Annotated in this window: 8 protein-coding genes; 3 read left to right on the forward strand and 5 right to left on the reverse strand. The window is 60.0% G+C overall.

Annotation, left to right across the window (positions count from 1 at the left end; translation table 11 throughout):
• Positions 1-249 precede the first annotated feature (249 nt).
• Both glyA and KGB07_RS12225 read right to left on the reverse strand, forming a co-directional pair.
• Positions 250-1503: a serine hydroxymethyltransferase gene (gene glyA, locus KGB07_RS12220; RefSeq protein WP_223465509.1), complete on the reverse strand. Its 1254-nt coding sequence runs from the start codon at positions 1501-1503 to the stop codon at positions 250-252.
• A gap of 221 nt (positions 1504-1724) precedes the next feature.
• Positions 1725-5573 (reverse strand): EAL domain-containing protein, encoded by a 3849-nt coding sequence (locus KGB07_RS12225; protein ID WP_223465510.1) that lies wholly within the window; start codon positions 5571-5573, stop codon positions 1725-1727.
• A gap of 276 nt (positions 5574-5849) precedes the next feature.
• Between KGB07_RS12225 and ettA the strand changes: the two genes are divergently transcribed.
• Both ettA and gdhA read left to right on the forward strand, forming a co-directional pair.
• Positions 5850-7514: an energy-dependent translational throttle protein EttA gene (gene ettA / locus KGB07_RS12230; RefSeq protein ID WP_046041761.1), complete on the forward strand. Its 1665-nt coding sequence runs from the start codon at positions 5850-5852 to the stop codon at positions 7512-7514.
• Between the two features lie 370 nt (positions 7515-7884).
• Positions 7885-9222 (forward strand): NADP-specific glutamate dehydrogenase, encoded by a 1338-nt coding sequence (gdhA, locus tag KGB07_RS12235; protein WP_223465511.1) that lies wholly within the window; start codon positions 7885-7887, stop codon positions 9220-9222.
• On the opposite strand, the gene KGB07_RS12240 is transcribed toward gdhA, so the two are convergent.
• The 3 genes from KGB07_RS12240 to KGB07_RS12250 form a co-directional block, all read right to left on the reverse strand.
• Positions 9219-9713 carry a GreA/GreB family elongation factor gene (locus KGB07_RS12240; RefSeq protein WP_046041763.1) on the reverse strand — a complete coding sequence of 165 codons (495 nt, stop codon included), beginning with the start codon at positions 9711-9713 and terminating at the stop codon, positions 9219-9221. The two genes, gdhA and KGB07_RS12240, sit on opposite strands and share 4 nt — an antisense overlap.
• A gap of 286 nt (positions 9714-9999) precedes the next feature.
• Positions 10000-11853, reverse strand: a complete 1854-nt coding sequence (locus KGB07_RS12245; RefSeq protein ID WP_223465512.1) for a DUF4105 domain-containing protein — start codon at positions 11851-11853, stop codon at positions 10000-10002.
• A 93-nt stretch (positions 11854-11946) separates the two neighbouring features.
• Positions 11947-12435 (reverse strand): DUF3015 domain-containing protein, encoded by a 489-nt coding sequence (locus KGB07_RS12250; RefSeq protein WP_007970900.1) that lies wholly within the window; start codon positions 12433-12435, stop codon positions 11947-11949.
• A gap of 279 nt (positions 12436-12714) precedes the next feature.
• On the opposite strand from KGB07_RS12250, the gene KGB07_RS12255 reads away from it, so the two are divergent.
• Entirely contained in the window at positions 12715-15153 is a 2439-nt protein-coding gene (locus tag KGB07_RS12255) for a Lon protease family protein (RefSeq protein WP_046041766.1), read from the forward strand.
• Positions 15154-15326 lie beyond the last annotated feature (173 nt).

The following is a 15326-nucleotide window of genomic DNA, read 5'->3' on the forward strand; positions in this document are numbered from 1 at the left end:
CACCGGCTTGTTCCAAGGCCTGTTCGACCAGCGATGGATCAAGCAACGAGTCCAATCCCTCGAGGGAATTGGGAGTCGAGACGAAGTTGTGGGTCAGTTCCAGTGCCCGAGCCAGACGCATAAAAAAATCCGATGCCTATTCAGGCATCGGATTTTGATTTCTTGCGGCCAAAGGTCAAGCAATGAGGCTTAACTGATCGGCATTAGCCATCTCTGGCCGGTTTTTATAGTTGCGGTCTAGCGGGCTGATTAAGCGCCGTACACCGGCAGCTTCTTGCAGATGGCCTTGACCTTCTCACGAACGGCATCGATCACCGCTTCGTTGTTCAGGTCAGCCAGGATGTCGCAGATCCAGCCGGCCAGTTCCTTGCACTCTGCTTCCTTGAAGCCGCGAGTGGTCACAGCCGGGGTGCCGAAGCGCAGGCCGGAGGTGACGAACGGGGAGCGTGGGTCGTTTGGCACGGAGTTCTTGTTCACGGTGATGAACGCTTTGCCCAGAGCGGCATCTGCGTCTTTACCGGAGATTTCCTGCTTGATCAGCGACAACAGGAACAGGTGGTTCTCAGTACCGCCGGAAACCACGTCGAAACCGCGCTCGATGAACACGCTGGCCATGGCCTGGGCGTTCTTCACCACTTGCTGCTGGTAAACCTTGAACTCAGGCTGCAGCGCTTCCTTGAAGCAGATCGCCTTGGCCGCGATCACGTGCTCCAGCGGGCCGCCCTGGGCGCCCGGGAATACCGCGGAGTTCAGCTTCTTCTCGATGTCGACGTTGGCGCGAGCCAGGATCAGGCCGCCACGTGGACCGCGCAGGGTCTTGTGGGTGGTGGTGGTCACCACGTCAGCGAATGGAACCGGGTTCGGGTAGACGCCAGCGGCGACCAGACCGGCCACGTGGGCCATGTCGACGAACAGGTAAGCACCTACCTTGTCGGCGATTGCGCGAAAGCGCGGAAAGTCGAGGATCTGCGAGTAGGCAGAGAAACCGGCCACGATCATTTTTGGCTTGTGCTCAACGGCCAGGCGCTCGACTTCGTCGTAGTCGATCAGTCCATTGGCGTCGATGCCGTACTGGATAGCGTTGTACAGCTTGCCCGAAGACGAGACGCTTGCACCGTGGGTCAGGTGACCACCGTGGGCCAGGCTCATGCCCAGGAGGGTGTCGCCGGCCGACAGCAGGGCCAGGTAAACGGCGCTGTTGGCTTGCGAACCGGCGTGCGGCTGAACGTTGGCGTAATCGGCGCCGAACAGTTCTTTGGCGCGGTCGATAGCCAGCTGCTCGACGATGTCTACGTACTCGCAACCACCGTAGTAGCGCTTGCCCGGGTAGCCTTCGGCGTACTTGTTGGTCAGTACCGAGCCTTGAGCTTCCATCACCGCAGGGCTGGTGTAGTTTTCCGAAGCGATCAGCTCAATGTGCTCTTCCTGGCGCTGAGCTTCTTGCTCCATGGCGGCAAAGAGATCGGCGTCGTACTTGGCAATAGTCAAATCACGGCTGAACATGGCGGTCCTCAGGGATCGGGGGCGGAAAAGGGGGGCATTCTAACCCAATGGGTTTTAGATGGCATATGAAACGGCATCATGTCGCAGACAAGTGGTGTTCATGCGTGGGATTTTTAGTGTTTGTGGCGAGGGAGCTTGCTCCCGCTGGGCTGCGAAGCGGCCCCAAATCTTGCGAGCGCTACGCACTCGAGCGGGAGCAAGCTCCCTCGCCACAAGAGCGCTTAGTCAAGCATGAACAACGCATCATTACTGAACTGCGCCTCAAACCGACTCGCCGGCATCGGTCGGCCGAACAGATACCCCTGAACCTCATCGCAACCATGCTCACGCAGGAAGTCGAGCTGCTCATGGGTTTCCACGCCTTCGGCGATCACCGCCAGGTTCAGGCTGTGGGCCATGGCGATGATTGCCCGGGCAATTTGTGCATCCTGCTCGCCACTGGGCAGGCCATCGACAAAGGTGCGGTCGATCTTCAGAACGTCGATCGGGAACTGCTTGAGGTAGTTGAGCGATGAGTAACCGGTACCGAAATCGTCGACCGCAATGCTCAGTCCGAGGTTTTTCAGTCCGTCGAGGATCTGCATCGCCTCGCTGACTTCGCGCATCAGGATACTTTCGGTCAGTTCCAGTTCCAGGCATGCCGGCGGCAGGCCGGTTTCCTTGAGGATGGTAGCGATCCGTGTACCGAGCTGGCCGTCGGAGAACTGCCGCGCCGAGATGTTCACCGACACCTTCGGCACCCGTACCCTGGCCTGATGCCAGGCCTTGAGTTGACGGCAGGCTTCGCTGATCACCCAGTCGCCGACATCCACCACCAGCCCGAGCTCTTCGAGCACCGGAATGAAATCCCCCGGCGGCACCAGCCCGCGGCGTGGATGGCGCCAGCGCAACAGTGCCTCGGCGCCGGTCAGGCGCTTGCCGTCGCCGCTGAATTGCGGCTGGTAATACAGCACGAATTCGTTCTGTTCCAAGGCATGGCGCAAATCGCTTTCCAGCTCCAGACGTTCAAGCGCACTGGCGTTCATGTCCGCCTGATAGAACTGGAAGTTGTTCTTGCCACGCTCCTTGGCGTGGTACATCGCCGTGTCGGCATTCTTCATCAACTGGCTGAGTTCGTTGCCGTCCTGCGGACTCAGGGCGATGCCGATACTGGCCGTGACGAAGAACTCGCGGCCTTCGAGCACGAAGGGTTTCACCAGACTGGCAAGAATCTGTTCGGCCACATGGATCGCCCGGTTCAAGGCGATTTCACGGTTGGCTCGCGGTTGCAGGAGCAAGGTGAATTCGTCACCGCCCATGCGCGCCACCGTGTCGTCATCGGCGACGCAACCGAGCAGGCGCGTGGCCATTTCCTTGAGCATGCGGTCGCCGGCGGCGTGGCCCAGGGAGTCGTTGATCGGCTTGAAACGGTCGAGGTCGAGGAACATCAGCACCACCCACGACTTCTGCCGTTCGGCCGATTGCAGTGCCGTGTGCAGGCGGTCCTGGAACAGCGAACGGTTGGGCAAGTGGGTCAGGGCGTCGTAGTAGGCGAGGCGGTGAATCCGCTGCTCGCTGGCCTTGCGCTCGCTGATGTCGCTGAAGAAACACACATAGCTGGCCAGGTCGCCTTCGTCGTCGAGCACGGCGGTGATGCCGACCCAGGCCGGGTAATGCTCGCCGTTGCGACGCTTGAGCCAGACTTCGCCTTCCCAGGTGCTGTGCTGGCCCAATTGCTTGAGTACGTAACGCAGATGGGCTTCCTGCTGGTCGTCGACCGTCAGCATGTTCGGCAACTGGTCGAGGACCTGTTCCACGGCGTAACCGCTGACACGACTGAAGGCTTCGTTGGCCTGGACGATGTAGCCGGCCGGGTCGGTGATCAGGATCGCCGAGGTCGAGTGTTCGAATACCGTGGCGGCCATGCGCAAGTCTTTTTCGGCCCGGCGTTGCTGGCTGATGTCGCGGCCGACGCCGAGCACGCCTTCGAACGTACCGTGTTCGTCCCAGACCAATACCAGGCGCAGTTCGATCGGGATCTTGCGCCCGTCGGCCCGCAGGCAATCGAACAGGAACAGTTGGGTTTGCACCTGGCTGCGCAGCAGCGCCAGTCGGTCCGGTTGATCCAGTGCTTTGCTGACCCGGTCCATCAGTTGGTAGATGCCGGTCAGCTGTTGCGGGTTGGCGATGGTCGATTGCCAGCCGTTCTGGAAAATCCACTCGGCGTCGTAACCCAGCACCGCTTGTACCGAAGGGCTGACGTAATTGAGGTTAAGGCGGCTGTCGGTGGAGAAGATCACGTCGCTGATGCTTTCGGCCAGCATCCGGTAGCGCTGCTCGCTGTCGCGCAGGGATTCGCTGGCTTCGATCTGGTCGGTGATGTCCTTGGCCACGCCGATGATCCGAGTGACCTGGTCGTTCTTGTCCCGTGCCAGTGCCTGCTCGCGAATCTCGAAGCGTCGCCATTGGCCGTCCCGATGGCGGAAGCGCAACTGGCACTGCATCAACTGGCGATAACCGGCCTGGCGCTGGATCTGACGGGAGCGATGGTAATAGTCGGCGTCTTCGGGATGCAGGAGGATTTCCCAGAAGTATTCGCCCATCTGGTGCAGTTCGGTGCGGTTGTAACCCAGGGTCTGGCCCAGATGGTGGTTGCTGTAGATCATGCGCTGGCTGATCACATCCTGCACATACAGGTGATCCGGCACGGTGCGCACCACGTCCGACCAAAACCCTTCGCGCTCCTGCAGCGACAGTTCGATGAGCTTGCGGCTGGTGATGTCGGTGATGCTCAGGATCACCGCTTTATAGTCGTCCGGGGTTTGCGGCAGGCGCAGCATCAGCCACAGGTGCTGGTCGCGGCCGCTGGCGTCCTGCAGCTTGATTTCCAGCTCAAGCTGTTGCTGCTGGTTGAGCATCGCGTCGAGCACCTGGTTGCCGATGGCGGTGCCGTCCTGCGGTTTACCGTCGATCAGCAGTTTCCAAACTTTGTCGGCGCTATCGACATTAAGCAGTTGCAACGCTACCTGGTTGACCTCGGTGATCCGCAGTTCCTTGAGCAATGACCGGCGTTGCTCCGGGATCGCCAGACACGCTTGCAGTTGCTCGCTGCCCTGCAGTTGCGCCTTGTCGAAAAAGACCTTGAGTCCGGACATGTCGAGGACGCACAAGGCCACGCCGGTGCCTTCGAAAATGTCCTGATAACGCCGACGGCCTTCATTCAACTGACGCTGACGCCGGCGCATGTTCAGCAAGGCGAGGAACGGCAGCATGGAAAACGCCAGGCCAAGCAGGCATTTGCCGATGAACGCCGGCAGCAGCTCTTCCAGCACGCGCTGACGGTCGAACAAACCGCGCAGTTGCCAATCGCTGCTGCTCAGCGGAACGGTCAGCACGCTGTTGGCGACATCGTCCTCGGTCAGCGTACCCGGATTGACCGAGGGCTGCGCTTCGTCGCGGCTGATGATCTGATGATTGATACGGTTTTCCACCAGCCACAACGGGCGGCCGTCGGCCTCGCGTTGCTTGGTCAGGGACGAAAAGAAGGTGGGTGTCAGGCGCAAGACCCAATAGCCTCGGGAACTGCCGCTGGCCTGATGCAACAATAAATGCACCACGGAACCGTCGGTGGCATTGCTGAAGTAGTGCGCCTGGGCGTGGCTGCGGCGTACCAGTTCACCCAGGTAGTCTCTGTCATCGCTGTCGGGAGCGCTGTCACTGATGACTCTTCCCGAGGGGCTGAGCAACGCCAGGCTGCGCAGGTCTGGCAGCGACTGTTGCAGCTTGCGCAACAGGGCCTGCAATTCATCGGCGCCCTGCGGTTGCTCGACGATCGGCAACAGGTTGAGGGCGATCTGCGCGTTGAGCGCCATGTTCAGGCTGACCTGCGCGGCCAGATCGGCTGTGTAGTCGATGGTGTACTGGCGCTGGTTCTTCTGGGTTTCCCGCAACTGGTCGAGCAACTGCCAGAACAGCAGGGCCAACAACAATAATACGAGTGTCGCCAAGGTGCCCTTCAAGGTCCCGCGCAGGGGGGCGCCGGGCGCTGTGGCCGGCGCACTTGAAGTCAGAGGCGGAGGGACAATGGACAAGCTGTAATCCTGCGGTTTGGCTGGACTGGCGCGACGTGCACTATAAGCCGGACGCCCGAAGGGCGGCTAGCATGCCTTGAGTTGTGGCGAAGTGCCAGCCCCAGCCCGTCGGCTGGACTGCCATCTGTCATTAAGGTAGCTTTGCCGGTTACGCGGGAGCGTTCCAGCTCCTAGACTCAGACTTTTTCAGCGTCGCCTCTTATGGACGACGCGCACGGTCTGGCCGGGCATTGCCTGCGCTCCAATCATTCATCAGTCACTGACCCTAGGTTCTCCATGGCTCAATACGTATTCACCATGCATCGGCTGGGCAAAGTTGTTCCGCCGAAGCGGGAAATCCTGAAAAACATTTCTCTGTCCTTCTTCCCTGGCGCCAAGATTGGCGTACTCGGCCTCAACGGTTCGGGTAAGTCCACGCTGCTGAAAATCATGGCTGGCGTTGACACCGAATTCGACGGCGAAGCCCGCCCGATGCCGGAGCTGAACATCGGTTATCTGCCGCAAGAGCCGATCCTGGACCCGACCAAAACCGTGCGTGAAGTGGTCGAGGAAGCGGTCAGCGTGATCAAGAACGCCCAGGCGCGCCTGGACGAGGTCTATGCGGCTTACGCTGAAGAAGACGCCGACTTCGACAAACTGGCTGCCGAACAGGCCAAGCTCGAAGCGATCCTGCAAGCCAGCGACGGTCACAACCTCGATCGCCAGCTGGAAGTCGCCGCCGATGCACTGCGTCTGCCAGCCTGGGACGCCAAGGTCGAATTCCTCTCCGGTGGTGAAAAACGTCGCGTGGCCCTGTGCCGCCTGCTGCTGTCCGCACCGGACATGCTGCTGCTCGACGAACCGACCAACCACCTGGACGCCGATTCCGTTGCTTGGCTTGAGCACTTCCTGCACGACTTCCCGGGCACCGTGGTCGCGATCACGCACGACCGTTACTTCCTGGATAACGTTGCAGGCTGGATTCTGGAACTCGACCGCGGCGCGGGCATTCCTTACGAGGGCAACTATTCGGGTTGGCTGGAAGCCAAGTCCGATCGTCTGGCTGCCGAATCCAAGCAGCAGTCGGCCCACGAAAAAGCCATGAAGGAAGAGCTGGAGTGGGTGCGCAAAGGCGCCAAGGCCCGCCAGTCGAAATCCAAGGCTCGTCTGCAACGCTTCGAAGAAATGCAGTCGCAGGAATTCCAGAAGCGCAGCGAAACCAACGAGATCTACATCCCGGCTGGTCCACGCCTGGGCGACAAGGTCATCGAATTCAAGAACGTCACCAAGGGCTACGGCGATCGCGTGTTGATCGACAACCTGTCGTTCTCCATGCCTAAAGGCGCCATCGTTGGCGTGATCGGCGGTAACGGTGCCGGTAAGTCGACCCTGTTCCGCATGCTGATGGGCAAGGAAACGCCGGATTCGGGCAGCATCGAAGTCGGTGAAACCGTGCAGCTTGCTTGCGTGGATCAGAGCCGCGAAGACCTGGACGGCAGCAAGACCGTGTTCCAGCAGATTTCCGACGGTTCCGACCAGATCCGCATCGGCAACTACGAGATCCCGTCGCGTACCTACGTCGGTCGCTTCAACTTCAAGGGTGGCGATCAGCAGAAGTTCGTCAAGGACCTGTCTGGTGGTGAGCGCGGTCGCTTGCACCTGGCCCTGACCCTGAAGGAGGGCGGCAACGTCCTGCTGCTCGACGAACCGTCCAACGACCTCGACGTTGAAACCCTGCGTTCCCTGGAAGAAGCCCTGCTGGACTTCCCGGGCGCCGCCATTGTGATCTCCCACGACCGGTGGTTCCTTGACCGCGTCGCGACTCACATCCTGGCGTACGAAGACGACTCGCAAGCGGTGTTCTTCGAAGGTAACTACACCGAGTACGAAGCCGACCGTAGAAAGCGCCTCGGCGAAGCGGCTGCCCAGCCGCATCGTGTACGGCACAAGAAACTGGCCTGATTTCGGGTTGGTTGCATAAAGAGCGGAGCCTTCGGGCTCCGTTTTTTTGCGTTTTTTCAATGACACCGAGTCGCGCCATTCGCGAGCAAGCCCGCTCCCACAGGGTTTTGTGAAAGGCACAAATCTCAATTCAGCAGAAGATCCCCTGTGGGAGCGAGCCTGCTCGCGAAAGCGGTGTTTCTAATGGTGCATAACTTGAATTGCGAATCCCTGTTCAGGTGCAAAAAATGCTCAAAAAACAGGATTATTTATATCCTGTGCACCATTTAATTTCATAAGTGCGACATTTTGCGCTGTTCCTGTGCGCGAATCGTTTGTTACAGTCCGGCTCAATCTCCTCCAACGACAATAAATTTGCCGAGACTTTTCCATGATCGAATCCGTCGAATGCTTCCTTGCGCGCCTGAAAAAACGCGACCCGGATCAACCCGAATTTCACCAGGCTGTCGAAGAAGTCCTGCGTACCCTGTGGCCGTTTCTTGAAGCCAATCCGCATTACCTGACCTCGGGCATTCTGGAGCGCATCTGCGAGCCGGAGCGGGCTGTGGTGTTTCGTGTGTCGTGGGTCGACGACCAAGGCAAGGTCCAGGTCAATCGTGGTTTCCGCATCCAGATGAACAGCGCGATCGGCCCGTACAAGGGTGGCCTGCGTTTTCACCCGTCGGTGAACATGGGCGTCCTGAAATTCCTCGCCTTCGAACAGACCTTCAAAAACTCCCTGACTTCATTGCCAATGGGCGGCGGCAAGGGTGGTTCGGACTTCGACCCCAAAGGCAAAAGCGACGCGGAAGTCATGCGCTTCTGCCAGGCCTTCATGAGCGAGTTGTACCGCCACATTGGTGCCGACGTTGACGTGCCGGCCGGGGACATCGGTGTCGGTGCACGGGAAATCGGTTTCCTGTTCGGCCAGTACAAGCGCCTGAGCAACCAGTTCACCAGTGTGCTGACCGGCAAAGGCCCAAGCTACGGCGGCAGCCTGATTCGCCCGGAAGCCACCGGTTTCGGTTGCGTGTACTTCGCCGAAGAAATGCTCAAGCGTCGCGGCCTGGCCGTGGAAGGTATGCGCGTAGCGATCTCCGGCTCCGGCAACGTCGCGCAATACGCGGCGCGCAAGGTCATGGACCTGGGCGGCAAAGTGATTTCGCTGTCCGACTCCGAAGGCACGCTGTATTGCGAAAGCGGCTTGACCGAGGAGCAATGGCTAGCGGTGTTGGAACTGAAAAATGTACAGCGCGGGCGCATCCGTGAACTGGCTGGCCGTTTTGGCCTGGAGTTCCGCGCAGGTGAGCTGCCATGGAGCCTGAGCTGCGACATCGCCTTGCCGTGCGCGACGCAAAACGAACTGGATGCCGAAGCCGCTCGCACCTTGCTGCGCAATGGCTGCATCTGCGTGGCCGAAGGCGCGAACATGCCGACCACCCTTGAGGCGGTGGACTTGTTCATCGAAGCCGACATTATGTTTGCGCCGGGCAAGGCGTCCAACGCGGGTGGTGTGGCGGTGAGCGGGCTGGAGATGTCGCAGAACGCCATGCGCCTGGCATGGACCGGCGGCGAAGTGGACAGCAAGCTGCACGCGATCATGCAGTCGATTCACCACGCTTGCGTGCATTACGGTGAGGAGAACGGCCGGGTCAACTACGTCAAGGGCGCCAACATCGCCGGCTTCGTCAAAGTCGCCGATGCCATGCTCGCCCAAGGCATTGTCTAAGCCGGTTCGATACGGATCACCTCAATCAGTTGATCCCCGGCGGGACGCTGCCACAGCACTTCATCGTTGAGTCGTGCACCGAGTAGTGCCCGCCCCAGCGGTGAACCCCAATTGATCAGGCCGTGGGCGGCATCGGCCTGATCTTCGCCCACCAGTTGTACCCGGCGTTCGGTGGCGTGTTCATCGGCGTAGGTCACCCAACTGCCGATCTGCACTTTCTCGGTCGAAGTTGCGGCGGGTACCACCTGAGCGCTGCCCAGGCGCTGCTTGAAGTAACGCAAATCACGTTCGAGATCCGCCAGGCGCTGCTTGTCGGCCTGCTCGCCTTTTGCCGATTGTTCGGCGTGCAGGGTTTGCAGTTCGGCGACTTTTCCCTGCAACAGGTTCAGGCCTTGCGGCGTGACGTAATTGGGCTGCGCGCTGACCTGCCGTTCGACAGGCTGATCGGCTTGCGCGGCGGCGTTATCTTCATTGACGAAGGCACGGCTCATGGAATTCTCCCGGTATAGGGTTTGGGCCATGGTCTCAGGCATTTGGTTTCACTGGATGTCTGAAAGCGACTTATGGCGAGCGATATGCCCGGGCGGCGTCCTGATCTTTCTGCTGCTGCCAGGCTTTACACCCAGCCATCCCGCATACCACCACATCTCACTCTCCCAAGCCGATACGCGGCCCATAGATAAAGTCTAGAAGTGGATTCGTCGGGTGGTTGTGAAAGGTGTGCAGGCATTTCGTCGAACACCACACAGCCCCTGTGGGAGCGAGTGGTGTGTCAGGTCAGTAGTGATACCACTTCAGCTCCAGCATCACTTCGTTCTCGGCCGTCGCCAAATGGCTGAACTCGCGCTGGGCGCTCAAGCGCAGTCCGAGATTGCGGGATATTTCCCATTGCTGATTCAGGCTCAGGCTACGGCGTACTTCGCCATTGGTGAAAAAGTCGCCCTTGGCTTCCAGGCTCAAATTGCCCAGCGGGTTTTTCCACAACACACCGCTGTTGAACCCGGCAGCCGGGGCAATGAACGCGGCGAAGTCGTTGTTGTGCTCGATCCGCACGGTGCCCAGGGCAAAGCCGAGCGTGTCATCACCCAGTTGCCAGGTGCCACCACCACCGCCGTTGACGTGGCTGACCAGGGTCTGGTCATCGTGCTTGCCCGGCACCCGCTCCAGACCGCCGGTGACTTGCCATGACAGCGGTTGCAGCAGCTCGTTTCGCGGGGTCAGGGAGCGAATGGTGGCCAGGTCCAGTTGCTGCACTTGCCATTCATTGCCTTCGTACTGGCGCAGTTTCAACTGCAGGATTTCGATCTGCGCGCCAAGGGGAAAGCTTTCGTTGTTGTCATTGAGGTCGTGATAAGCCATGCGCAAGCCGTACTCACCAAAGGCTTTATCGCCACGGGTGCCGACGCCGAGCTGCCAGGTGCGGGACTCGTGACCGTCTTCAGGCAGGCCCGGTTGCGGGATATCCAGCTCCGGCGCCGGGTTCTGGTTGATTGCCCGCAGCAGTTCGAAGCTGCGCTGGGTGCGCGCCGGGTCGCGTTCCTGGCCGTTGGCGCGGTAACGCTCCAGACGATAGGCGGCATCGATGATCAGCGCCTGACGGTCGCGCGATTGCGCCTTGAACGCCGGGTCCTGCAATTGTTTCTGATCGGCGCTGACTTTCAGCACCCATTGCTGTTCTTCAGGATTTAACGGCTCGGCGCGGCTGAGCAGTTCGCGCTCCCGGGACGGACGATACTGGATGGACTCCACCAAGCCGGCATTTTTCACGGCTTTGACGGTGTCGGTCGGGATGGCGGTGAGCGGGAATTGCTCGGTCAGGCGCAGGCCCGGGCGGGCAACTTGCAGCAGTTCCAGCAAGCGGTATGAGCAGTTTTCGTCGAAGAAGAAATAGTCGAACTTGATCTGCTTCAGCTCCCAGACGTGCTCGACCATGCGCGCGGTTTCCTGTTGGGTCAGGTTCAGGCGGTACTCCCACAGGTCGCGGTTTTCAAGGCTGCGGTATTCCGAGAGTTTTTCCTGGTAGGGCACCATCGCGAACAGGCCGGGATAGCCGCCCATCAGGCCTTTCCAGGCATAGAGGATGCTGTTGTCCGAGCCCTCGATGTAGGCGCCGAAGTTGATCGCGTAACTGAGCAGCGAAGTCTTGTCGCTCTTCACTTCGGCCTGGTCGATGCGCAGCAGGGTATGGCCGAACATCGAGGACGGGCTGTTCAGGTAAGCCGCCGGGAAGATCATCACCGTGCTGTCGGGCGAGACGTCCTTGAACCATTGCTTGAACCCGGCGCAGTCCGGTGTCGGCAGGCCGGTCAGGCCGAGTTGTTCTTTCAGCCAGCGGGTGCGGGCCGGGTAGACGCATTGAGCATGTGTTTCACCGGCACTGGCCGGGGCGTACAAGGCTTGTACAGTCGCCGCCAGTTCATGGTCCGGATGTTCATTGCCGTCAGGGGCGAGGAAGAATTTCCGGTCACTGACATAGCTGCGCCAGCCGCCGAGCTTGGCGCTTTCGTAATGGCCCAGGGATATCCAGAAAGGGTCGTTGGCCAATTGCTGCAAACGTTGTGGGTCGATCTGAGGCGCGGCGAACAGCGGGGCGCAGACACACAGCGCCAGCCAGGCAAGGCGTTTGAGCATAGAAGGCAACTTAAATACTTGAGAAAAAGACCCAAAGAGGGGCAGGTCCAAAAAACAAAACCCGCTTCCCGTAAGAAGCGGGACGGGTCGAGCTTAAGCCTGAGTCGCGTACTTGGCCAGACGAGGATCGGCTTTGAGCACGGCCAGGGTATTGGTATGCACGTCTTCTGCGGTCACGTCAGCCTTGCTGAAGATCTGCTGGAAGTGCTCGTGAGTAACGGCGGCGAAGTGCGCACGGTCTTCCGGCGCCACGCCCAGTACCACGGCATAGGTGGTCAGCGCTTCGCCCTGACCCTTGGCCATGTCTTCGGACAGCTCGTTCATCATGCCATTCATGGCAAACCAGGATTTACCGCCATAGGTCAGCGACGCATTGGTTGCGCAACCGTTGGTGCCGGAGGTCATGCCGAAGGTTGCGTTGCCGGAGGTGCCGTTGGTGGTGGATGCCAGGAAGTGAGCTGGAGTACCACGCTGGCCTTCGAACAGCATGTTGCCCCAACCGCAATCCGGGCCGCCTGGCGCTTGCGCCATGGCATTGATGGATACAGCGGTGAAGAGAGTACCAAGAAGAATCCGTTTCATAGCTTTGTTCTCTTTGTGTGCGTACCAATAAACAAGGGAGTCTGGCCCGTTCCGGTGCCAGTGGGCCGGGCATTAGCCCAGCCGCGCAGTTTGGAGTTTAGGCACGATCACGGGGTTCCGTGTTTTTTTGCAAAACATTCATGGGAAACAGCGGCGCAAGCCCGGCCCGCCTGGGGTTGGCCGATTGACGATGCTCAGGCCTGCGGCGCTCCTTGCCAGTCGGGCATGGGCAGCGCCAGAATGCTGCCATCTGCCCCGCCTGATTGTTAAGGAAGCCCGATGCCTGATCCTGTTGCTGCCAGCTTGCGTCTGGCACCCGAAGCGCTGACCCGTCCGTTTTCCGCTGAACAGTTCAGCTTCTCTACCACCAATGATCTGGAGCCCTTTCGCGGTGTGCTTGGCCAGGAACGTGCGGTCGAAGCCTTGCAGTTCGGTGTGGCCATGCCGCGCCCCGGTTACAACGTATTCGTCATGGGCGAGCCCGGAACTGGCCGGTTCTCGTTCGTCAAACGCTACCTCAAGGCCGAAGGCAAGCGCCTGCAGACCCCGGCGGACTGGGTCTACGTCAACAATTTCGATGAACCTCGCGAACCACGTGCACTGGAGTTGCCGTCGGGCACTGCCGGTAACTTCATTGGCGATATCAACGTTTTGATCGACAACCTGCTGGCGACATTTCCGGCAGTCTTCGAGCATCCGTCCTACCAGCAGAAGAAAAGCAGCATCGACCGCGCCTTCAACCAGCGCTACGACAAGGCCCTGGACATCATCGAGCGTCTGGCCCTGGAAAAGGACGTCGCGCTCTACCGCGACGCCAGCAATATCGCCTTCACCCCAATGGGCGATGGCAAGGCGTTGGACGAAGCTGAATTCGCACAACTGCCGGAAGCCGAGCGCGATCGCTTCCACGAGGATATTTCGGTACTGGAGGAGCGCCTGAACGAAGAGCTCGCCAGCCTGCCGCAATGGAAGCGCGAGTCGAGCAACCAGCTGCGTCATCTGAACGAAGAAACCATCACCCTGGCCTTGCAGCCATTGTTGTCGCCATTGTCAGAGAAGTACGCCGAGAACGCGGCGGTATGCGGTTATCTGCAAGCCATGCAGGTGTACTTGCTCAAGACCGTGGTCGAGCAACTGGTGGATGACAGCAAGACTGACGCTGTCGCCCGCAAGTTGCTGGAAGAACAATACTCGCCGAGCCTGGTGGTCGGTCATTCGGTCAGCGGCGGTGCGCCGGTGGTGTTCGAGCCGCACCCGACCTACGAAAACCTCTTCGGTCGTATCGAATACAGCACCGATCAGGGCTCGCTGTACACCACCTACCGCCAACTGCGGCCGGGTGCCTTGCACCGGGCCAATGGCGGTTTCCTGATCCTTGAAGCGGACAAAATGCTCAGCGAGCCGTTCGTGTGGGATGCGCTGAAACGCGCCCTGCAATCGCGCAAGCTGAAAATGGAATCGCCGCTGGGTGAGCTCGGCCGTCTGGCCACCGTGACCCTGACACCGCAACACATTCCGTTGCAGGTCAAGGTCGTCATCATCGGTGCCCGTCAGCTGTATTACACGCTGCAAGACCTCGATCCGGACTTCCAGGAGATGTTCCGCGTCCTGGTGGACTTCGACGAAGACATCCCGATGGTCGACGAGAGCCTGGAGCAATTCGCCCAGTTGCTCAAAACCCGTACTTCCGAAGAAGGCATGGCACCGCTGACTGCCGATGCGGTGGCACGCCTGGCGACCTACAGCGCGCGTCTGGCCGAGCATCAGGGGCGCTTGTCGGCGCGTATCGGGGACTTGTTCCAACTGGTCAGCGAGGCGGATTTCATTCGTCACCTGGCAGGCGATGAAATGACCGACGCGGGGCACATCGAGCGTGCGCTCAAGGCCAAGGCCACGCGGACCGGGCGGGTTTCGGCGCGGATTCTCGATGACATGCTGGCCGGGATCATCCTGATCGACACCGCGGGCGCGGCGGTCGGCAAGTGCAACGGCTTGACGGTGCTGGAAGTCGGTGACTCGGCCTTTGGTATACCTGCGCGGATTTCCGCCACGGTGTACCCGGGCGGCAGCGGCATTGTCGACATCGAGCGCGAGGTCAACCTCGGCCAGCCGATCCACTCCAAAGGCGTGATGATCCTTACCGGTTATCTGGGCAGCCGTTACGCCCAGGAGTTTCCGCTGGCGATTTCCGCGAGCATCGCCCTGGAACAATCCTACGGTTATGTCGATGGCGACAGTGCTTCCTTGGGCGAGGCCTGCACCCTGATCTCGGCCTTGTCGAAAACCCCGCTCAAGCAGTGCTTTGCCATCACCGGTTCGATCAACCAGTTCGGCGAAGTGCAGGCGGTCGGCGGAGTCAACGAGAAGATCGAGGGCTTCTTCCGTCTGTGCGAAGCCCGCGGGTTGACCGGTGAGCAGGGAGCAATCATTCCTCACGCCAACGTCGCCACGCTGATGCTCGACGAGAAGGTGCTGGCGGCGGTGCGTGCGGGGCAGTTCCATGTCTACGCGGTCCGCCAGGCCGACGAAGCCTTGAGCTTGTTGGTCGGCGAGCCGGCCGGCGAGCCGAACGAGAATGGCGAATTCCCTGAAGGCAGCGTGAACGCACGGGTCGTGGAGCGCCTGCGGGTTATCGCGGAAATGATCAGCGAAGATGATCTTAAGGAAGCCGAGAAGGAGTTGGCGCAAGAGGCGTTGGCGGAAACCAAACCGGCCTGATGCATCGTTGATCTGAAACTGTGCAATCCCATGTGGGAGCGAGCTTGCTCGCGATAGCGGACTTTCATTCGACCAATATGTTGAATGTTCGACCGCCATCGTCGGAACGCCGCCCGGAGCAAGCTCGCTCCCACAGTTTTTTTGTGGTGCACGTCGAAAAGCGTCGTCGAAAT

Source organism: Pseudomonas sp. GL-RE-26 (genome assembly GCF_019956275.1).
GTDB lineage: Bacteria > Pseudomonadota > Gammaproteobacteria > Pseudomonadales > Pseudomonadaceae > Aquipseudomonas > Aquipseudomonas grandcourensis.